21 protein-coding genes are annotated in these 20,558 nt (G+C 67.9%); 15 read left to right on the forward strand and 6 right to left on the reverse strand.

Annotated elements, in window-relative coordinates:
* Window positions 1–63: 63 nt before the first annotated feature.
* Window positions 64–954 carry a 4-hydroxy-tetrahydrodipicolinate synthase gene (gene dapA, locus ACFWPX_RS31135; RefSeq protein ID WP_378931505.1) on the reverse strand — a complete coding sequence of 297 codons (891 nt, stop codon included), beginning with the start codon at window positions 952–954 and terminating at the stop codon, window positions 64–66.
* Window positions 955–1,025: 71 nt separating this feature from the next.
* Here dapA and ACFWPX_RS31140 point away from each other — a divergent pair, with 71 nt between their 5' ends.
* Both ACFWPX_RS31140 and ACFWPX_RS31145 read left to right on the forward strand, forming a co-directional pair.
* A complete protein-coding gene (locus ACFWPX_RS31140) occupies window positions 1,026–1,898 on the forward strand; it encodes a LysR family transcriptional regulator (RefSeq protein ID WP_378931508.1) in 873 nt (290 codons plus the stop codon).
* Between the two features lie 86 nt (window positions 1,899–1,984).
* A complete protein-coding gene (locus ACFWPX_RS31145; protein WP_378931510.1) occupies window positions 1,985–3,130 on the forward strand; it encodes an LLM class flavin-dependent oxidoreductase in 1,146 nt (381 codons plus the stop codon).
* A gap of 16 nt (window positions 3,131–3,146) precedes the next feature.
* On the opposite strand, the gene ACFWPX_RS31150 is transcribed toward ACFWPX_RS31145, so the two are convergent.
* Entirely contained in the window at window positions 3,147–3,881 is a 735-nt protein-coding gene (locus ACFWPX_RS31150) for a GntR family transcriptional regulator (RefSeq protein ID WP_378931512.1), read from the reverse strand.
* A gap of 135 nt (window positions 3,882–4,016) precedes the next feature.
* On the opposite strand from ACFWPX_RS31150, the gene ACFWPX_RS31155 reads away from it, so the two are divergent.
* From ACFWPX_RS31155 to ACFWPX_RS31180, 6 genes are all read left to right on the forward strand, one after another.
* Complete coding sequence (locus ACFWPX_RS31155; RefSeq protein WP_378931514.1) at window positions 4,017–5,009, forward strand: BMP family protein; 993 nt, start codon at window positions 4,017–4,019, stop codon at window positions 5,007–5,009.
* A gap of 5 nt (window positions 5,010–5,014) precedes the next feature.
* Window positions 5,015–6,577, forward strand: a complete 1,563-nt coding sequence (locus ACFWPX_RS31160; protein WP_378931517.1) for an ABC transporter ATP-binding protein — start codon at window positions 5,015–5,017, stop codon at window positions 6,575–6,577.
* 110 nt (window positions 6,578–6,687) lie between these two features.
* Window positions 6,688–7,749 carry an ABC transporter permease gene (locus ACFWPX_RS31165; protein ID WP_378931541.1) on the forward strand — a complete coding sequence of 354 codons (1,062 nt, stop codon included), beginning with the start codon at window positions 6,688–6,690 and terminating at the stop codon, window positions 7,747–7,749.
* On the forward strand, window positions 7,746–8,672 hold the full coding sequence (locus ACFWPX_RS31170; RefSeq protein WP_378931519.1) for an ABC transporter permease: 927 nt from the start codon (window positions 7,746–7,748) through the stop codon (window positions 8,670–8,672). The genes ACFWPX_RS31165 and ACFWPX_RS31170 overlap by 4 nt, the downstream gene beginning before the upstream one ends.
* A gap of 28 nt (window positions 8,673–8,700) precedes the next feature.
* Complete coding sequence (locus tag ACFWPX_RS31175; RefSeq protein ID WP_378931521.1) at window positions 8,701–9,681, forward strand: ornithine cyclodeaminase family protein; 981 nt, start codon at window positions 8,701–8,703, stop codon at window positions 9,679–9,681.
* Entirely contained in the window at window positions 9,678–10,154 is a 477-nt protein-coding gene (locus tag ACFWPX_RS31180; RefSeq protein ID WP_378914399.1) for a nucleoside deaminase, read from the forward strand. Before ACFWPX_RS31175 ends, ACFWPX_RS31180 begins: the two co-directional genes overlap by 4 nt.
* A 57-nt stretch (window positions 10,155–10,211) precedes the next feature.
* Here ACFWPX_RS31180 and ACFWPX_RS31185 read toward each other — a convergent pair whose 3' ends face one another.
* The 3 genes from ACFWPX_RS31185 to ACFWPX_RS31195 all read right to left on the reverse strand — a co-directional run bounded on the left by ACFWPX_RS31185 (window position 10,212) and on the right by ACFWPX_RS31195 (window position 13,429).
* Window positions 10,212–11,570 (reverse strand): MFS transporter, encoded by a 1,359-nt coding sequence (locus ACFWPX_RS31185; protein ID WP_378931523.1) that lies wholly within the window; start codon window positions 11,568–11,570, stop codon window positions 10,212–10,214.
* A gap of 155 nt (window positions 11,571–11,725) precedes the next feature.
* Complete coding sequence (locus ACFWPX_RS31190; protein ID WP_378931525.1) at window positions 11,726–13,003, reverse strand: RNA polymerase sigma factor; 1,278 nt, start codon at window positions 13,001–13,003, stop codon at window positions 11,726–11,728.
* Between the two features lie 6 nt (window positions 13,004–13,009).
* Entirely contained in the window at window positions 13,010–13,429 is a 420-nt protein-coding gene (locus tag ACFWPX_RS31195) for a YciI family protein (RefSeq protein WP_378914396.1), read from the reverse strand.
* A gap of 250 nt (window positions 13,430–13,679) precedes the next feature.
* Here ACFWPX_RS31195 and ACFWPX_RS31200 point away from each other — a divergent pair, with 250 nt between their 5' ends.
* The 5 genes from ACFWPX_RS31200 to ACFWPX_RS31220 all read left to right on the forward strand — a co-directional run bounded on the left by ACFWPX_RS31200 (window position 13,680) and on the right by ACFWPX_RS31220 (window position 17,590).
* Window positions 13,680–14,459, forward strand: a complete 780-nt coding sequence (locus ACFWPX_RS31200) for a crotonase/enoyl-CoA hydratase family protein (RefSeq protein WP_378914395.1) — start codon at window positions 13,680–13,682, stop codon at window positions 14,457–14,459.
* Window positions 14,460–14,463: 4 nt separating this feature from the next.
* Window positions 14,464–15,270 carry an SDR family oxidoreductase gene (locus tag ACFWPX_RS31205; RefSeq protein ID WP_378931527.1) on the forward strand — a complete coding sequence of 269 codons (807 nt, stop codon included), beginning with the start codon at window positions 14,464–14,466 and terminating at the stop codon, window positions 15,268–15,270.
* A gap of 51 nt (window positions 15,271–15,321) precedes the next feature.
* On the forward strand, window positions 15,322–15,891 hold the full coding sequence (locus ACFWPX_RS31210; protein ID WP_378931529.1) for a TetR/AcrR family transcriptional regulator: 570 nt from the start codon (window positions 15,322–15,324) through the stop codon (window positions 15,889–15,891).
* Window positions 15,892–15,975: 84 nt separating this feature from the next.
* Complete coding sequence (locus ACFWPX_RS31215) at window positions 15,976–16,995, forward strand: medium chain dehydrogenase/reductase family protein (protein ID WP_378931531.1); 1,020 nt, start codon at window positions 15,976–15,978, stop codon at window positions 16,993–16,995.
* A gap of 25 nt (window positions 16,996–17,020) precedes the next feature.
* Entirely contained in the window at window positions 17,021–17,590 is a 570-nt protein-coding gene (locus tag ACFWPX_RS31220) for an ABC transporter permease (RefSeq protein WP_378931533.1), read from the forward strand.
* A 50-nt stretch (window positions 17,591–17,640) separates the two neighbouring features.
* Here ACFWPX_RS31220 and ACFWPX_RS31225 read toward each other — a convergent pair whose 3' ends face one another.
* Window positions 17,641–18,249, reverse strand: coding sequence for a TetR/AcrR family transcriptional regulator (locus tag ACFWPX_RS31225; RefSeq protein WP_378914390.1), 609 nt, complete (start codon window positions 18,247–18,249; stop codon window positions 17,641–17,643).
* A gap of 120 nt (window positions 18,250–18,369) precedes the next feature.
* Here ACFWPX_RS31225 and ACFWPX_RS31230 point away from each other — a divergent pair, with 120 nt between their 5' ends.
* Together ACFWPX_RS31230 and ACFWPX_RS31235 are read left to right on the forward strand one after the other, a co-directional pair.
* On the forward strand, window positions 18,370–19,296 hold the full coding sequence (locus tag ACFWPX_RS31230; protein WP_378931535.1) for a metal-dependent hydrolase: 927 nt from the start codon (window positions 18,370–18,372) through the stop codon (window positions 19,294–19,296).
* A 12-nt stretch (window positions 19,297–19,308) separates the two neighbouring features.
* A complete protein-coding gene (locus ACFWPX_RS31235) occupies window positions 19,309–20,460 on the forward strand; it encodes a hypothetical protein (protein ID WP_378931537.1) in 1,152 nt (383 codons plus the stop codon).
* Window positions 20,461–20,558: the final 98 nt, after the last annotated feature.

Consider the following 20,558-nt stretch of genomic DNA (forward strand, 5'->3'; position numbering starts at 1 on the left):
TACCGAAGACCAGTGAAATCTACTGTTCGTAATCCCGGCGCCGTCGATACCGAGACCTCGGTGTCACACCCGCGTGATCGTCGCCGCCTCGCTCGCCACGAGCGCCGCCTCGGTCGCGGCGCGCGAGGCGGGCAGCATCGGCAGTCGAACGGCCGCGCTGGAGATCTGGCCACGCTCGGCGAGTACCGCCTTGATGACGGTGGGGTTGGGCTCGGCGAACAGGGCCGCGGCGAGTGCGTCGAGGCTGTTACCGATGGCGCGGGCACGGACGACGTCACCGGCGTGCCAGGCCTCGATGAGATCGGCGTATCCGCGTGGCGCGATGTTGGCCGCAGCCGGGATCGCGCCGTGTGCGCCGAGGGCGAGCAGGGCAGAGGCGAATCGGTCGTCGCCGCTGAGCACCGTCGCCGGAGTCTGTGCGGCCATCAATTCGACACTGGCCGCGTCGATTCCGCCTACGGCGTGCTTGAAGCCGGCGATATTCGGTGTGTTCGCGAGACGAATCAGCGTGCTACCGCTCAGCGGGCGCCCTGTGCGGTGCGGCACGTCGTAGACCATCAGCGGAGCCGGGCTGATCGCCGCCAGCTGCGTGAAGTGCGCGATCACGCCTTCTTCGCTGGGTCGCACGTAGTACGGCACCACTGCCAGCACGGCCGCGACGGGTCGCGCGAGTTCGGCGATCGCCCGGACCGATTCGGCGGTGGCGTTGCCCCCCGCACCGGCGATCAGTGGTGCGCTGCGGTCGGCGCAGACGCTCGCACAGACGTCGAGGACTCGGGCGCGCTCGGCGCCGGTGAGCGCGGAGGGTTCCCCGGTGGTGCCGAGCGCGACGAGGCCGGTCGCGCCCCCGTCGAGGACGGCGTGCGCGTGGCGTTCGAGTGCGGCGGGATCGAGTGCCCCGTCAGCGGTGAACGGCGTGATCAGGGGGACGAAGAGGCCGTGTAGCGATGTCATGGCTCCATCATCGAGCCGGACCTATCATCAGGTCTAGTTCACATTCATAACGTCGACCGTAAGCTGAACTGATGCTCGATGTCCGCAAACTTCGCCTGCTCCGTGAACTCGCCCACCGCGGCACCATCGCCGCGGTCGCCGAGGCGCTCAGCTATACGCCCTCGGCGGTGTCCCAGCAGCTCACCGCCCTCGAACGCGAAGCGGGCGTCCCGCTGCTCGAACGCTCGGGCCGCCGCGTCACTCTCACACCCGCCGCCCATCTCCTGGTCGGCCACACCGAGACCATCCTGGCGGCTCTCGAACACGCCGACGCCGAATTGTCCTGCACCCGTGACGAACTGGCGGGAACCCTGCGCATCGGTACCTTCCCGACCGCCGCGCGTACCCTGCTGTCCCCCGCCCTGGTCACCCTGAGCACCGACCATCCGCGCCTGGAACTCACCGTCACCGAAATCGACCCCGCCGACATCCCGAACGCCTTACGCGCGGGCACGTTGGACATCGCGCTCACCCACGACTACGACCTGGTCCCCGCCGACGCCGACGCGTCCTTGCAGACCGAACCCCTGCACACCGAAACCGTCTATCTCGCCACACGAAACCCCGTGCCCACCAAGGACTCACTGGCCGCGCACCGCCGATCCGCGTGGATCGCGGGAACTCCCGGCACCCTGTGCCACACCTTGACGATCCGAGCCTGTCAGGCAACAGGATTCACCCCCCACATCCGCCACCACGCCGACGACTTCGACACCGTTCTCACCCTCGTCGCGGCGGGCGCGGGCACCGCGATAGTCCCCGCCCTTGCCCTCTACGCGCCCCCCGAACACATCACCCTCACTCCCCTGCCGATCCGCCGCCACACCCAACTCGTCTACCGAAACGGCACCGGCCTACATCCCGCCATCCACGCCGCCCGCGTCGCCCTGCACGCCGCGGGATAGCGATACCCGACTCTCGCCGACCGGTGGGACAATCGAGGTGGTCGCGTGGAGACCGGACGAGCGGCATCGAGTAGTGGGAGAAACCCATGGCACGAGTCAAGACCGGAATTGTCGATCCAGGCCTTCATTCCCGCTATGCGCCCGATTTCACCCAGCGCACGGCGAAGTTCGTCGCCGCGACGACCGGTGCCGATTCGCTGTGGGTCATCGACCATTTGATCGGGCTGTTTCCCTCGTCGGTGTGGAAGCCGAGCCATGTCGGCGGCGCGCGGATCGCCCCCGCCGCGGACGCGTTCTACGAACCGTGGACCCTGCTCGGGCGCGCGGCGGCACGGAATCGGTGGAGTCGCCTGCGGCTCGGGGTGGGCGTCACCGACGCCGGTCGCAGGCATCCGGCGGTGACCGCACAGGCCGCCGCGACCTTGCATCTACTCAGTGGCGGCCGAGCTATTCTCGGGATCGGTCCGGGGGAACGCGAGAACAATGAGCCCTACGGTGTCGATTGGCAACGCCCGGTGGCGCGCTTCGAGGAAGCTGTCGCGACGATTCGGGCATTGTGGGAATCCAACGGTGAGCCGATCTCCCGGGATTCGGAATTCTTCCCTTTGCGCGACGCGGTCTTCGCGCTGCCGCCGCACCGCGGCACCCGACCGGAGCTCTGGATGGGGGCGCACGGGCCGCGCATGCTCAGGTTGACCGGTCGATTCGCCGACGCGTGGCTGCCTGCCTTTCCGAGCAGCCCGGCCGAATACCGCGACAAGCTCGACACCATCCGGGCCGCTGCCTCGGATGCGGGGCGTGACCCGGCTGCGGTCAGAGCGGCCGGATGGCATTGGATCATTACCGCGAAGTCGCAGACGATCGTCGACGAGATCCTCGACTCGGCCGTGATCCGCGCCTACGCGCTCGCCGCGTCCGCGCAGGCTTGGGCACGCCACGGTGTCGAACATCCGTTGGGCCCCACGTTCTCCGGTGCACAGGACATTCTCCCGCAGACCATCGATGAAGCCACCGCGCTGGAGTACGGTCGTCGCGCACCCCGGTCGTTGATCAGGGATGTCTTCCAGGTCGGCACACCGGAAGAGGTGCTCGACCAGTTCGCCGAACGACGCGACCACGGCCTGACCTACGCCGTGATGGTCGACCTCGGCGCGTGCCATCCGAAACTACGGACAGGACTGGGAACCGGGTCATCGTTCGCCAAGGTCGCGCGCGGAGTCCGCCGGTTGTGACACCGATCAAGGTATTTCAGGCGCTCTTGCCGCGCTGGCGGGTGCGGGTAGCCGACACGGGGTCGATGGTGGGCATGGACCATTGCGCAGAGAGGGCAAGACTGGGTTCACGACCGGAAGCCACGTGGCGATAGGCGATTTCGGCCGCCGAGTCGGGGTCGTTGGCGGCGATGGCGGCGTAGAGGGCTTCGTGTTCGTCGCATTGGGTGCCCGGGTCGCGTTCCTTCGTCAGGTGGAACAGCCAGCGGACTCGGGATTCCAAGGGGCGCAATAACGATTGCAGCAGCGGATTGCCGGAGACCTCGACGATGACCGCGTGGAATCCGGCGTTCGCGGCGGCGATCGAGGCTTGGTCGCCACGGGCGGTGGCCTGTCGGGCCGCGGTCAGTTGTGCACGGAGGGCGGCGAGGTCGGCCGGCTCGGCGCGTTCGGCGGCGAGGCGGGCCGCGAGGACCTCGAGGCTCTCGCGAACATCGAAAAGGTCGCGCACATCGGTCACCGTGAACGGGGCGACGATCGCGCCCTGCCGCGGCACGATCACCACCAGACCTTCTCGTTCGAGCATCTGCAGGGCCTCGCGCAGCGGGATCCGCGAGATGGCCAATTCGGTGGCGAGGTCGCGTTCCACCAGCCGCTGACCGGGGCTCAGGCGCAGATCGATGATCCGGTCACGCAGCTCCTCGTAGGCCTGATCCCGCAGCGACTTCTTCGCCGGTTCGTCTGCCACCGCATCATCCTTCTGCTCCTGCACGCCCACAACGGTAGCCCGCTCGCTGCGTGCGACCGTTTCTTACTTTTCCGTAATCCGCCTGTCATCTACGAGCCCCAGGCTGACACTTAACGGTATACCGCTAAGTGAGCGGTTCGTTCGAACAAGGAGTACCCCGTGCACAAGTCCACTCGGCGCGCGATCGCCTTCGGCTCGGCCGCCCTCGCCGCCCCTGCCCTCCTGTCGGCCTGCGGTTCCGCCGACACCTCGGCATCGGGGGGCAAGCTGAAGGTCGGTGTGTTCTTCCCCGGCTCGCTGTCGGACACCGGCTTCATGCAGTCGGGGTATCTCGGCTACCAGCGCATCGCCGACACGCTGGGCGACAAGGTGGAACTCAGCAAGGTCGAGCAGGTCGCCGCCAGCGACTACCAGCAGGCACTTGTCCGCTTCGCCTCCACCAACGACCTGGTGATCTCGCTCGGCGGCCAGACCGACGCCGATGTGCGCAAGGTGGCGCCGCAGTTCCCGAACGTGAAGTTCGTCGAGATCGGCGGCCCGGCCGACGCGAAGCCCCTGGCCAATCTCGCCTACTACGACCCGCAGCAGGCCGAAGCCGAATTCCTCAGCGGCGCGGTATCGGCGGCGGGCTCCAAGTCCGGTGCGGTGGCCTTCGTCGGTGGTGTCGAGCTGCCCGCGATCGTCAACGCCGCCAACGCTTTCAGCAACGGCGCCCGTTTCGCCAAATCTGACGTCAAGGTACTGACCCCGCAGTATGTCGGCGATTTCAACGATCCCGCCAAGGCCAAGCAGGCCGCACTGGCCGACTACGGCGCGGGCGCGGGCACGCTCGGCCAGATCGTGAACCTGGGTAAGGCGGGCATGGAGCAGGCCGCGACCCAGTCGGGCGCCACGATGGTCGGCGGCCCGATCCCCGGTGACTGCACCAACCCCGTGTACCTGGGCTATGTGCACACCGATATCGGCGCCGAGGTCGAGTTCGCGGTGAATGCCGCGCTCGACAACTCCTGGAAGGCCGAGAACGTGCGATTCGGTCTCACCTCGCCCAACGACGGCACCGATTTCGTGTTGTGCAGCAAGGATTCCGGAGTCGTCGACGCACTCGCGAAGGCGAAAACGGCCTTGTCCACCGGCGCGGTCAAGCCGTACTGAGCACCATGAGCACTCCCGCATTGACCCTGCACGGGGTCGGTAAGCGCTTCGGTGACGTGCAGGCACTGCACGATGTGGACGTCACCGTCGAATCCGGCACTGTCCATTGCATTCTCGGCGAGAACGGCGCGGGCAAGTCGACGCTGTGCAATCTCGTGTTCGGCGGTTACCGACCCGATTCCGGCCGAATGCTACTGGGCGGCAACGATTTCCGGCCCGACTCCCCCGCCGCCGCGATGGCCTCCGGTGTGGCCATGGTGCACCAGCACTTCAGCCTGGTCACCACCATGACCGTCGCGGAGAACCTGCTGCTCACCCAGCACGGACTCCGGATGCGGCGCAAGGACCTGACCGACCGGCTCGACGAGATCGCCCGGCGCTACCGCCTGCGCATCGATCTCGACCAGCAGGTCGCCACGATGCCGGTCGGCGCACGGCAGAAGGTCGAGATCGTCAAGGCATTGCTGCGCGATCCGGCGCTGATCCTGCTCGACGAACCGACGGGAGTGCTCGATCCGTCCGAGATCGACGCACTGATCGACACCTGCCGCGCCATCGCCGCCGACGGCAAGGCGGTGGTCCTGGTGACGCACAAACTCGGCGAGGTGGCCCGGGTCGCCGACGCCGCGACCGTGCTGCGACGCGGCACGGTCGCCGGTGGCGGACGAATGTCGAACACGAGCATCGCCGGGCTGCTCACCGCCATGGTGGGGCGCACCGCTGCCGACCTCGACCCAACGGTCGCCGCCACTCTCGGCATCGACGCCGCGTCGGCGGCACCGAAACCTGCAGCGAAAGGGACGATTTCGCTCGATACGACCCCCGTGCTCGCAGTGGACGGACTCAGCGCGCGACGTGCCGACGGCAGTACCGCACTCGACGAGGTGCGTCTGCTGGTGCGCCCCGGTGAGATCGTCGGCATCGCCGGCGTGGAGGGCAATGGCCAGAGCGAACTCGTCGCGGTCCTGGCGGGCAGCACCCCCGCGTCCGGCGGCACCGTCACCCTCGACGGCACCGACATCACCGCCGCGCGCCCCGCCACCCGCACCGAACTCGGACTCGGTGTCGTCCCGGAGGACCGCCATCGCGACGCGATGGTCGCCGACATGACCATCGCCGAGAACCTCTTCCTCGGCCGGCTCGGCCGATTCCGGCGCTTCGGCCTGCTCGACAAACGAGCCATCGGCCGCGCGGCGCAGTCCGAGCTCGACAGGTTCGATGTGCGAGCGGCGGGACCGTGGGTGCGGATGGGCTCGCTCTCGGGCGGCAACCAGCAGAAGGTGGTGCTGGCCCGCGAACTGTCCGCCGCGAACCTGCGCTGCCTCGTCGCCGCCCAGCCGACGCGCGGATTGGATATCGGCGCAGTCGATTTCGTGCTGACCCAGCTGCGCCGCGCGGCCGCAGACGGCTGCGGCGTGCTGGTGGTTTCGAGCGAGGTGCCCGAGCTGCTCGCCCTGTGTGACCGGGTGTTCGTCGCCTATCGAGGCGCACTCGCGGGACCGGTGGAAACCTCCGACCCCGCAGCGGCACAACAGATCAGCGAAATGATGATGGGAGTTTCGGCATGACCGCGGCGAACGAGAACCGCCCCGCGCGGCGATCGGCCATCACGGCCGGACTCGGCCGGATCGACCTGCGGCAGTGGGTGCGTCAGCCGATCGTCGTCGCCGCCGCGGCCATGGTCGCCGCCGGTGTGATCGGTCTGATCCTGGCCGCCGTGGCGGGCGCCGCACCGGGCGCGACGATGACCGCGCTGTGGGAGGGGATGTTCGGCAGCGACTACGCCATCGGCGCCTCGCTCAATGTCGCGGCCACGCTGATGCTGGTCGCGGTCGGTTTCACCATCGCGCACCGCGCCGGACTGGTCAATGTCGGTGGCGAGGGGCAGATCTGCGCCGGCGGCATTGCCGCCACCGCGATCGGCACCACACTGACCGGCGCGCCGACGGCGATCACCCTGCCCGCTGTCCTGATCGGCGCCGCGGCCGCGGGCTGGCTGTGGGCCGCGATCGCGGCGTATCTGCGGGTCCGGCGCGGCACCAGCGAGATCATCACCACGCTGCTGCTCAACTTCGTCGGCCTGGCGCTGGTCCTGCTCGTCGTGCACGAGCCCGCGCTGCTGCGTCAGCCGGTGACCTCCTCGGAGACGCTCCCACAATCCGAGCAGCTCACCGCGGCCGCGCATCTTCCGCTGCTCGGCATCGAACGCTCCCCCGCGACCATCGCCTTGTGGATCGCGGTGATCGCGGCACTCGGTACCGCGATCCTGGTGCGCCACACCGCGCTCGGCACCCGCCTGCGCGCGGTCGGGCTCAATCCCGACGCGGCCGCCCGGCTCGGGCTCCCCGTCCAGCGGTTGCGTTTCCTGAGCCTGTCGAGCGCGGGTGCTTTCGCCGGTGTGGCGGGCGGATTGCTGGTGGCGACAGCGCCTTTCGTGCTCGCCGAAGGATTCTCCTCCGGCTACGGCTTCTCCGGCCTTGTGGTCGGCCTGCTCGCCCGCGGCTCGTTGTCGGCGGTCGTCGCGGTCTCGCTGTTGCTCGGCTTCCTCGTTTCCGGCGGGATCAACCTGCAACTGGCGGCCAACGTGCCCGCCTCGACCATCGCCGTCGTGGAGTCGCTGATGATCGTGTTCATCGCAGGCGCCGCCATCTGGACCAGAAGCGTCCGCAAGTCCGAACCCGCTGCACCACAACCGGTTTCCTCCGTGGACACCGCCGATCTGGCAGGAGCACCGCGATGAGCCTCGACACGGTCACCGACATCGCCACCAGCGGAATCGGTTTCACCCTGCCCATCCTGGTGGCCGCGAGCGGCGAGTTGGTGAGCGAGCGCGCGGGCGTGCTCAATCTGAGCCTCGAGGCGATGATGCTGACCGGCGCGTTCGCCGGTGTGCTCGGCGCTGTCACCACCGGCTCGCCGGTCCTCGGTGCCGCCACCGCGGTGGTCGCCGCCCTGATCTTCGGTGCGCTGCAAGCGATCTGGAGTATCGGCTTGCGCGCCGACCAGATCGTCGTCGGTATCGCCAGTAACGCGCTGGCGCTCGGCGCCACCACTTACGGTGCGCGGCTCCTGCTCGCCGACGGCAAAGGGCACAGCGTGCCGGGCTTCGACCCGCTGCAAATCCCTCTGCTGCACCGCATCCCGGTCATCGGACCAGCCCTGTTCGGGCAGACCGCACTCGGCTATCTGTGCATCGCGGTCGTCGCCGTTCTGGCGTTCGTGTTCTCCCGCCGCACCAAGCTGGGCCTGGTCATCGACGCGATCGGTGAAGACGCTGTCGCCGCCGACCGCACCGGTCTGTCCGTGCGAACCGTCCGTTACGGCTGCGTGCTGCTGGCCGCGTTCGCCGCGGGCCTCGGCGGTGCGCAACTCGCGCTCTCGGAAGTGCATTCGTTCAGCGACAACATGACCGGCGGCATCGGCTATCTCGCCGTGGTCGCGGTGATCGCGGGCCGCTGGCGCGCGCTCGGGGTGATCTGGGCATCGGTGTTCTTCGGCATCGCCCAGGCGCTGCAGTTCGCGTTGCCCGCACTCGGTGTCGACGTGCCGTTCGCCCTGCTGGTGATGCTGCCCTACCTGATCGCGATCGTCGCCGTCAGCGGCCTGGTCGGTAACAGCCGCTCGCCGCGCGACCTCACCGTCGCCTTCGCCCGAACCTCTTGACCTGCCACTACTTTCGTAGGAGCCACCGTTGACTCTGATCCTGTCGCACTCCGATGTGACCGCCGTACTCGATCGCAGCGAGGTACTCGCCGCCGTCGAGCGCGCGCACGCCGACCTGGCACTCGGCACCGCGTTCGTGCCCGCCCCACCGGCGATGGCACTCGGCGGCGCGGCCTTCGTGCCGATGGTCGCCGCCGCCGAATCCGCCGGGGCCGCCGCCGTGAAACTGCTCGCCGACCTGCCTGCCAACCGCGAGCGCGGACTGCCGGTCCAACGGTCGGTGATCGTGGTGACCTCGGCGGCCGACGGTGCGTGCGAGGCACTGATCGACGGCCGCCTCGTCACGGCCGTCCGCACCGCCGCCGCCAGCGCCGTGGCCACGAAACATCTTTCCCGACAGGCCAGTTCGGTACTCGGCGTGATCGGCGCCGGCAATCTGGCCGTCGAGCACACCCGCGCGATCGCGACAGTGCGTGAGCTGGAGACCGTGCTGGTCTGGTCGCGGACCGCGGCCACGGTCGACCGATTCCGCGGTGCGATAGCCGATCTCGGACTCGAGGTGCGCGCGCTCGACAGCCCGGAGGCAGTCACCCGCGCCGCCGATGTGCTGTGCACCCTGACTCCGTCACGCGAACCGATCGTGCGCGGCGCCTGGTTCGGTGACGGCCTGCACGTCAACGCCGTCGGCGCACCGCCGCGTGCGGATCACCGCGAGGTGGACGGCGAAGCCATGCGCCGGTCCATGGTCGTCGTAGACTCGATCGGCACCACGCTCACCAAGTCCGGGGACACCCTGCTGGCCATCGCCGAAGGCGCGATCACCCAGGACGCGGTGGGCACCGAGCTGGGCGAGGTGATCGCGGGCCGGGCACCCGGCCGTCGCGGCGATCGCGACATCACCCTGTTCAACTCGGTGGGCATCGGCCTGCAAGACCTGGCCGCGGCCCGCCTGCTCATCGACAAGGCCCGCGCCAACGGCATCGGAACGGAAGTGGATCTCACCTCATGAGCGAGCTGACCGATATCGACATCACCCACCTGCGCCGTGCCATCGACCTCGCCGGGCACGCCACCGCGCTCGGCGACCGGCCGTTCGGCGCGGTCGCTGTCGGCGACGACGGTGCTGTCCTGGCCGAGGGTGTGAACGCGGTGAACACCACCGGCGATGTCACCACCCACGCCGAGCTGGTCGCGATCACCCTCGCGACCGCGGCGGGACGCGCCGCGCATCTGCGTGGCGCCACCGTGTACGCCAGCGGCGAACCGTGCCCGATGTGCGCCGCCGCGATGGTGTGGGCCGGGGTCGGCCGCATCGTCTTCGCGGCGGCCGCAGCCGAATTCGGGCCGATCCTGCCCCCTGGGACCAGCTTCGCGCTCACCTGCGCCGAGGTCGTCGCGAGCTCGAACGTGCCGGTCGAGATCAGCGGACCGCACCTCGGCGAGGAAGCTCTCGCCGTGTTCCACGCGGCGGCGAAGAACTAGTCCCGGACACACCGAGGGCGCGGCGCCGTCTCGACGCCGCGCCCGCAGGTGTTCGGCTCACTTCACCGCGACGACCTCTTCGGGCTCGCCCAGTTCACGTTGTTCCTCGATCGCCTCGGGAGTGCCGGGCACCTGCGTGCCGCGCAGCGATACACCCTTGGTCTCGATGAGGAAGAACGACGCGATCAGACCGACCGCGCACGCACCGAACATGTAGTACGCCGGAATCATGTTGTTTCCGGTCGCGCTGATGAGCGCCTCGTTGATCACCGGCGCGGTACCACCGAACATCGAGGTGGCGACGTTGTAGCCGATTGCCACACCGGCGAAACGCACGATCGTGGGGAACATCGCGGGGAACGTAGCCGAGATCGTCGCCAACTGTGGTGCGTAGAGCAGGCCGAGGATCGCGAAGCCTGCGATCGCGCCGACGAGCGAGGAACCGATCAGGTGGTAGACCGGGATCACCGCGATCATCATCGCCGCGCACGAGAACATCCACATGGGTTTGCGCCCGATCCGGTCGGAGAGCGCACCGAGGAACGGCAAGGTGCACAGCATCGCGACCTGGCCGATCAGCGGCACCAGCAACGCATCGGATTCCTCCATGCCGAGAGTGGAACCGAGGTAGGTCGGGGTGTAGCTGAGCAACGAGTAGTTGACGACGTTCAGCGCGATCACCAGGCCGAACAGGGTCAGCACCGGACGTAGGTACTTTGTCACCAGATCGCGGTAGACGCCGGAGACTTCCTCGGTCTCGTCCTTGCGCTCGACCTCGCGGAACACCGGGGTGTCCTCCACCCGGCTGCGCAGGTACATGCCGATCAGGCCGAGCGGACCGGCGATCATGAACGGGATACGCCAGCCCCACGAATTCATCGACGCGTCGTCGAGCACATTCACCAGCAGCAGGGCGACCAGATTACCGAGGGTGAAACCGGCGAGCGTACCGACCTCGAGGAAACTGCCATAGAATCCGCGCTTGCGATCGGGCGCGTATTCGGCCATGAATGTCGCGGCACCACCGTATTCGCCACCGGCGGAAAGCCCCTGGATCATCCGCAGCAGGTACAGCAGAATCGGGGCGCCGATGCCGATCATGTCGAAGCTCGGGATGAGGCCGACGGCGAGTGTCGATCCGGCCATCAGAATAATCGTGGTGGCCAGCACCCGCTTTCGCCCGATGCGGTCGCCGAGCGGACCCCAGATCATCCCGCCCACCGGCCGGATCAGGAACGATACGGCGAAACCCAGGAGCGTGTAGACCATCCCGGACTCGCCGTCACCGGGGAACAACGACTTCGCGATATATGTCGCCAGATAGGCATAGACACCGTAGTCGAACCATTCGACCGCATTACCGATCGCCGACGCACCGATAGCCCGGTGCAGCACCGATTTCGATTCCCTTGCCATCCACAACACCCTCTCGTCGTCGCCTTTCACGAATACCCGGCCTCTTTACGAGCAAACGTTACGAGCGCGCGAAGACCCGCGTTTATGGCCGCTGACCTGCGAATATGAACATTCGTCCGCGCATTCGCCCCGCTGTCGACCGAACGGAATCCAGGTCAGGCGAGGGCGGCGAGTTTGTTTGCGAGGACGGCCTTTTCGCGTTCGTTGCCGCACCGCCGGATGGCGTCGGTGAGCTCCGCGCGAGCTTCGGTGGTGCGGCCGAGCCGGGTCAGCAATTCGCCGCGCACGCTGGGCAGCAGGTGCGAGGCGGACAGGGCGCCGGATGCGGCGATCTCGTCGACGATCGGCAGGGCCGCGGCGGGCCCGTCGGCCATCGACACCGCCACCGCACGGTTGAGGTCGACCACCGGCGAGGGCGCGAGCCTGCCCAGCGCCTCGTACAGCACCACCACCCGTTCCCAATCGGTCCGCTCCACCGAGGGTGCCACCGCATGACATTCGGCGATCGCGGCCTGCAGACCGTAGGCGCCGAGTCCACGCCCGACCTCACCGGCTTTCACCAGAGCGGCACGGCCGCGCCGGATCGCCGAACGGTCCCAGCGGCGGCGATCCTGCTGTTCGAGCAATACCGGCGCACCGTCGGGACCGGTGCGGGCGGGAAACCGCGCGGCGGTCAGTTCCAGCAGCGCGAGCAGGCCGTAGACCTCGGGTTCGGCGGGCATCAGCCGTGACAGCACGCGGGCCAGCCGCTGCGCTTCCCCCGCGAGATCGAAGCGGATGAGGTCGTCGCCGGTGCTGGCCGACGATCCCTCGGTGAAGATCAGGTAGATGACGCCGAGCACCGAACCGAGTCTGGCCCGGCGCTCGGCGGCGGGCGGCACCTCGAAGGCGACCTCGGCCGCGCCGAGCGTCTTCTTCGCCCTGGTGATCCTGGCCTGCACGGTTGCGGTGGGCACCAGGCACGCCTTGGCGATCTCGTCGCTGGTCAGACCGCCGACGACGCGCAGCGTCAGGGCCAACCGCGCCTCCCGCGAGAGCACCGGGTGGCACGAGATGAACATCAGCGCCAGCACGTCGTCGTCGATCTGATCGGGATCCCACAGCACGTCCTGCGCCGCCCGCACGGGGTCGCCGCCGGTGAGCGCATCGCCCTCGCCGAGGTCGGCGGCGAGGGCGGTGTAGCGGTCATCGAGGGCGGCGCGGCGCCGGAACGCGTCGATCGCCCGGCGTCTGCCGACGGTGAGCAACCACCCGGCCGGCTGACGTGGCACGCCTTCGCGCGGCCACGTCACCAGCGCCTCGGCCAGGGCCTCCTGGGCGAGGTCCTCGGCCATCGCGAAGTCGCGGGTGTAGCGCGCGAGCGCGCCGACGATGCGGGCCGATTCGATCCGCCAGACGGCGGCGACGGCCTCCCGGCCGGTGTGGTCGCTCATCGTGATTCAGATCTGGCCGGTGGCCTCACGCCACGCGCGCTCCTTCACGACCCAGACATTGTCCTGCGGGAATTCATCGATGCTCGGGACTCGTCGGATCTCGGTCTTGGTGCCCGGCACGACGACCGGCATGCGCTTGGCCCACTCGATCGCCTCCTCCTTGGAGGCCACGTTGAGAATGTAGAACCCGCCGAACAGTTCCTTCGTCTCCCCGTAGGGCCCGTCGGTGACGACCGGAGTCTCCGACGAGTAGTCGACGACGACGCTCTGGGCCGCGTCGTCGAGCCCCTCGGCGGCGACCAGCACCCCGGCGCTGATCAACTCGTCGTTGAACTTGCCCATGGTCTCGAGCATCTCGTTGAAGTCGATGTCGGCCGCCGCGGCCCAGGCTTCGTCGGTGGCGCGCATGATCAGCATGTACTTCATGGTTTCTTCTCCTCGGATCGGTGTGGACCCGCCTGCCGGGCCCTGCCTTCATCCCTAGGTCGAACGGGCACCGCTGCGGATCGACACCCGGCCGAAATTTTTTTTCGCGAGTGTTCTGGCAGCCTACGACGAGTGGCGTGCGCGCGCCGGTGACGGACACGAATGCCCGATTCGGGTATTCGAGATCGTCCGGCGTGATACAGATCGAAGAGGTTTGTCATGCGGGCAGACACAACAGAAGGAGTCACTCGTGAGCGCAGTTCTCGTCGAGCAACGCGAGCATGTGCTCGTGATCGTGCTGAATCGGCCCGAGGCCATGAACTCGGTCAACGCCGAAGTGAGCACGGGGGTCGGCGAGGCGCTCGAGCGAGCCGAGGCCGACCCGCAGATCCGCGCGGTGGTTCTCACCGGAGCAGGCGAGCGGGCGTTCTGCGCGGGCGCGGATCTGAAGGCGCTGAGTCGCGGTGAGTCGATTCTCGCCCCGGGACATGAGGATTGGAACCTGGCCGGGTATGTCCGGCACCCGATCAGCAAGCCGACCATCGCGGCGGTGAACGGTTTCGCGCTCGGCGGTGGCACCGAACTCGTCCTGGCCAGCGATCTCGCCGTCGCCGCCGAGACGGCCACCTTCGGGCTGCCCGAGGTGGCCCGCGGCCTGTTCGCCGCGGCCGGTGGCGCGTTCCGCCTGCCCGAGCAGCTGCCACGCAAGGTCGCGATGGAGATGATCCTCACCGGTGAGCCGATCACCGCGGCACGTGCGCTGGAACTGGGCTTGATCAACCGTGTAGTCCCCGCCGCCGAGGTCCTCGACGCCGCACTGGCACTGGCAGGCCGGATCGCCGAGAACGCGCCGCTGGCGGTGCAGGCGAGCAAGCGGGTGGCGCTGGGCATGATCGACGGCAAGCTCGCCGACGACGACGCCTGGGACCAGACCAACCGCGAGATCATGGCCGTCGCCATGACCGAGGACATGCGGGAAGGCGCCATCGCTTTCGCGCAGAAGCGCAAGCCGAAGTGGCAGGCGCGCTGACACGATGCGGATCCTGATCCTCGGCGCCTCCGGTTTCGTCGGCAGCGCACTGCACGCGCAGTTCGCCGAGAATCATGAGGTCGTCGGGACCAGCCGGGGCGGGCACGGACTCGCCCCGGTGGATCTCGCCGACACCGGCGCGGTGCGGGCACTCGTCGGGCGGGGGTTCGACATGGTGGTCCATACCGCCGGTGTCGTGGATCTCGGTGCCGCGCAACGTGATCCCGCCGCGGCCTACGCGGCGAACGTCGCGCCGATGGTGCCGCTGCTCGATGCCGTCGGCGCTACGGGCGCGAAACTCGTCTACCTGTCGACCGACAATGTCTTCGACGGCACGGCCGAGAACTACGACGAAAGCGCAACGCGCGCACCGATCAACGTCTACGGCGAAACCAAGGTCGCTGCCGAGGATCTGGTCCTCGAACACGGCCGCCACCTGGTTGTCCGCCTCCCGCTCGTCTATGGCCGCAGCCCACTGTCGAACAAATTCCTGGCCCGCTTCGCCGCACCCGAGATCCAGGCACGCACCGATATCGTCTGCAATCCGCTGTATCTGCCGAGCCTGGCACCCGCGCTCGAGCAGCTCGCCGACGAATCGGGCGTCGTGCACATCGCGGGCGCGGAAACACTGAGCCGCTACCAACTCATGACCCGTGTCCGCGACCACCTCGGCGCACCGGCGCGCATCGTGGCGACCGATCGCTTCTCCGCCACCCAGGACTGCCCGCGCCCATTGCGCCTGGTCATGCGTAGTAATAGGCACAGCCTCAGCGGCCCGGACGTGGACACTGCCCTCGCCGATCTCCGCTGATCTCCTGTCGGGTGTTGACGCTCCGCAAAGAGTGAGTGTACAGTCACTCACATGAGCAAGCGCGGTGCCACCCTCTCCACCTCGGACGTCCGGCGGGACGCAGTTGTCGACGCCGCGATCATCGAGTTCGCCAAGACCGGCTACCACGGCACCCCGATCAACACGGTCGCCGCGCGCGCCGACATCTCCCCCGCCTACGTCTTCAAACTCTTCCCCGGCAAGGTCGCCCTGTTCGTGGCCGCGCTCGATCACTGCTTCGAACTCGTCGAACGCGCGATGTCGACGGGCGCGGCCAATTCCACCGCCGAGGATCCGGCCGGAATCCTGCACGACATTGGCGGCGCCTACGCCGAACTCATCGCCGACAAGAGTCTGCTGATGCTGCAGGTGCACGCCCAGTCCGCCACCGACATCCCGGAAATCGCCGACGCGCTGCGCCGCGGCCTGGCCAAGGTCACCACGTTCGCGCAGCGCCGCTCCGGTGGCACCCCCGAGCAGATCCAATACTTCATCGCCTACGGCCAACTCTGCCACCTCGTCACCACCCTCGGGCTCGACGGCAACGACAGCGCCTGGGCCACCGCCCTGACCACCGGAATGCGCCACCCGAAGGCCCACTGACCCTCTCGCTCCAGCCTTGTCAGGTTGGAGCTTTCTTTTCCACCAAGAGTGATTGACCAGTCACACACCATGGAAGGCACCCTGATGAACACCACCACAGCCACCGAAATCGTCCTGCCCGGGCGAGTGGACCCCAGCGGCCTGCTCGTCACCCAACGCGAACTGCCCGCACCGGGCCCCGGCCGCGCGCTGGTCCGCGTCGATGCCTCCGGGGTGTCCTTCGCCGAGCAGCAGATGCGCCGCGGCAAGTACTACGACCAGCCGCCGTTCCCCTTCGTGCCCGGCTACGACCTGGTCGGCACGGTGATCGCGGCCGACGACGCGACGCTGATCGGGCAGCGGGTCGCCGCGTTGACCAAGACCGGCGGCTGGAGCAGCCACGTCGACCTCGACGCCGCCGACCTCATCCCGGTGCCGGACTCCGTGACGGCCGCCGAGGCGGAAACCTTTGTCGTGAACGGCATTACCGCGTGGCAGATGCTGCATCGGGTCGCCGGCGTCCGGCCGGGCGCGACAATCCTCGTCCACGGCGCCAACGGCGGTGTCGGGTCGACATTGGTCCAATTGTCCCGTGCCGCAGGCATTCACGTGATCGGCACCGCGTCCGCTCGCCATGCCGACGCGGTCGCCGCACTTGGCGCCACCTGGATCGACTATCGCGGCGATGTGCCCCAACAGGTTCGGGCGATCGCGCCGCACGGTGTCGACGCCGTGTTCGACCACGTCGGCGGGCCCGGCATCGCCGACTCGTTCGGCCTGCTCGCCGACGGCGGCACGCTCGTTTCCTACGGAACGGCGGCCACCAAGAACGACGAGGGCGACTCCCGGCTGCCCGTCCTGAAACTGCTCGCCCGCCTGCTGTGGTGGAACACGCTGCCCAACAAGCGAAGTGCGCACTTCTACAACCTGTGGGCGGGCAAGCGCAACCTCACCCGCTTCCGCGCTCGTATCGCCGAGGATCTCGCCCAGGTCTTCGCGCTCGCCACCGCGGGCACCGTAACCGCCCAGGTCGCGGCCCGTATCCCCCTCACCGATGCCGCCCGGGCGATGGAGCTCGCCGAATCCGGCACCGTCACCGGCAAAGTCGTCCTCGTCAGCGCCTGACCCGCTCACATACTGGAGATCGATCATGTACGTTTCCCAGCCCGTTCGCACCGTCCTCGACAATCGGCCGATCTATCTGAGCTTCGGGCTCGCCTGGCTCGTCGGCCATGGCGCCTTCGCCCTCAGCCACGGCCCGAACCCACTACTCGACCTGCCAGGTTTCGTGCCGGGCGCACTCCTCGGCATCGGTCTGCTAGCGGCCATGATCGTGACAACCGTCGTCTCCATCAGAGCTCAGCGGGGCGCGACGGGACACGAAGCGGTCCTGGGTAATCTGCTCGGCGCCTCGTGGCTGATCGGTTTCGCGGCACTGTTCTTCCTGATCACCGCGCTCGGTTCGACGCTGAGTCCGGAAACCGCCGCGACACTGTGGCCGACCGGGTCCGGGCTGATCGTCGGACTGCTCTACCTGGCGGGCGGTGCCGCCTACCGCGACGTTCTGCAGTACACCCTCGGCGCATGGCTTGCCGTAAGTTCCACGGCCGCACTGTTTCTCGACGGCGCGTATCTGTACTGGGCGCTGGCGCTGGCCGGTGGCGGCAGCTATCTACTCGCCGCCGCGATCGAGCCGCGCAGGATCGCCGCGGCGAGCTGAACGATCCCGCGGGTGCCCGTCCGGTATTTCCGGGCGGGCACGCTCGGCGTTCAACTCCCCTGCTGCGCGCCGATCGCGGATCCCATCCACCGGCGCAGGTAGCGGCGCAGTTCGTCGTCGGAGCGTGCCGGGTTGCCCGGCGACAGGAAGAACGACTGCATCGTGCGCAGGCAGTATTCGACGAGTTCACGTAGGGCGGGCTCGTCGTAGCCGTAGGCAGCCCAGTCGACATCGAAGCGACGGATCATGGTCATGCCGAAGGCTTGGGCCTCGTCGGAGGTGAGGCTGTCGGCGTGGGCGGTGGAATACGAACTCGACAGCAGAATGCCCAGATGGGGGGTGCGACGGACATCGGTGAGGGTGAAGACGACGGCCTCGGTCATCGCCTCGACGGGGTCACCGAGGCCACTGACCTGGCGGGTGAGGCGGTCGAGGAATTCGTCGACCGAGGCGATGGCCGCGGCGGTCATGAGCGCGTCGGCGCTGGGGAAATACCGGTAGACCGTCTGGCGGATGACGCCGAGCGATTCCGCCACGTCGGCGATGCTGATCTCCGCACCGGTCCGGCCGATGAGTTCGACTGCGGCAGCGACGATCCGGCGGGTCGCCTCCGCATCATCCCCCGGCGGACTACCGCCCCACCCACGTCTACGCGCCACCGGGTGGACGGTAGCACAACCCCAGGTCAGGGCGAATTCCGCGAAAGTGATCATACACTCGACCGCCTCTTCGTATGATTGCTTCATCAACCGAGTGGCCGACAACGAGGTAGCCCCACCGTGACCGAACTTCACGTCCGCAAAATGGATTTCGCGTTCTCCGACTACGACGTGCCGTTTCTGTGGAACCCACAGAACCCGGCGTTCTCGTCGATGGCCAATGCCGTCTCTTTCCTGGCGATCGGCTTCGAGAAGATGATCGTGCAGCTGATCACGCAGGCGAAACCGCAGATCACCGACCCCGAGGTGGCCTCGGAGGCCGACGCGTTCATGCGTCAGGAGGGCCAGCATTCCACCGCCCACCGCCAGCATGTGAAGGCGCTGATCCGCCGCTACCCGGGGCTGCAGCAGACCCTGGACGCGGTGATCGGCGAGTTCGACAAGCTCACCGCCGAGACCCCGGTGAAGTACCGCCTCGCCTACACCGCCGACCTCGAGGCAACCTTCACGCCGGTGTTCAAGCTGATGCTCGACAACGACAAGAATCTGTTCGCCCCCGGCGACGACCGCGTCGCCTCCCTGTTCATCTGGCATTTCGTCGAGGAAGTCGAGCATCGCAGCTCCGCGCTGATCATCTTCAACTCGGTGGTCGACAGTGAGCTGTACCGGATGCGGGTGGCGGCGTCGATCTTCCGGCACGTGCTGCAGGTGATCCGGGTGGCGTGCGAGGGCTTCAACGAGCATGTGCCGCTGGAGGATCGGCAGGTCGACGCGCTGTCGATGTTCGCCAACTACCGCAGGGGCCAGACGCTGCGCCGGTGGCTGCCGTTCCTGCAGCCCGCCGACAACGGGACGATGCCGCGCGCGTTCGACGATCTCGGGCTGCGCGAACAGCTCGTCGCCCTTGGCGGCATCATTCGCAGTCAGATGCCGCGGCACAATCCGGAGCACGAGAAACTGCCCACGCTCGCCGACGAATGGTTCCGCCGCTACGACGAGGGCTACGACGTAACCCGCTGGTACACCGCCGATTCCGTCAGCTCGTAGAAGGTAACCCCGATGGCCGACCACTGCTCAACCACTTTCGCCGAGCTCGCCACCGAACTCGGCTTCTCCTGCGAGGAAGCGGGCGGACTCGTCGAGTTCCGCAGCCCGTTCGCGCTGGAGAACTGGACCCTGCCGGTTCTCGAACTCACCATCGTCGTCGGCGCGATTCTCGCGCTCTGGTACGCGATCGTGCGCCTGCGCCGCCACGGCGACCCCACCAACCTGGTGCTGTGGTTCGGCGCCACCGCCTACCTGTTCGTCATCGAACCGCCGCTGTACTTCCCGGCCGCGTTCGGCATCGAAGAACACGTCGACACGATGTTCGCGCACAATGTGTTCACCGTCGACTTCCTCTGGGGCCGACTGCCCATCTACATCATCGCGATCTATCCGCTGATGGCGACGATGGCGTTCGGCATCGTCCGGATGCTCGGCATCTTCCGGCGATACGGCGTGTTGATCGGCGCCACCTGCGTGGGCTTCGTGCACCACGCCTTCTACGAGATCTTCGACCATCTCGGACCGCAGCTGCGCTGGTGGGAATGGTCGGTGGACAACCCGATCAACCAGCCGATGTTCGATTCGGTCCCGATGGGCAGCGTCGTCGTCTTCGCGGCACTGTGGCCGATGTCGCTGGCCTTCTGCGTGCAGTACTTCGTCGGGCGCCATGTCGATGAAGGCAGACACTTCTCCGGTATCGAATTGACCTGGCGCACAGTCGTGATCGGCCTGCTCGCCTCGGTCGGCACCTTCGTGCTCCCGCTCCCCGCGACCGTCATCGGCATGAGCAACACCACCGTCCGCGGCGTCGTCTACGCACTGGAACTGGCCGTCCTCGCGGTGGTCGCCGGGGTCGTGATGGTTCGCCAATGGTCCCAGCTCCGCCGAGGCGAGGCGGCAGCTCCGCAGTACACAGACCCGTTCGTGCAACGATTCAGCGCCCTCTACCTCGTCGTCTTCGCCTTCCTCTGGATCGCGTCACTACCCGACTTCTTCGACGCCGTCGATGGCCGGACGAGCAACGGCGACCCCATCGGAAACCTCTGGTACACAGCGGCGTGCTTCGCCGTCGCCATCGCCTCGGTCCTGGCCACCTTCACCCTGCCACGCCCACAAACGACCCCAGACGCCCCCGCTTCGGCGGCTTCGGAGGTGTCCAGCTGACCCCCCGGGCCCCGGGGGGGGGGGGCGGCCCCGTTGGTTGGTATTAGGGTCTACCATGTGGAGCGATATAAGAGGGCGTTGGAGATTTTTTTTTAGGG

It is taken from the genome of Nocardia sp. NPDC058518 (assembly GCF_042719655.1).
Classification (GTDB): domain Bacteria; phylum Actinomycetota; class Actinomycetes; order Mycobacteriales; family Mycobacteriaceae; genus Nocardia.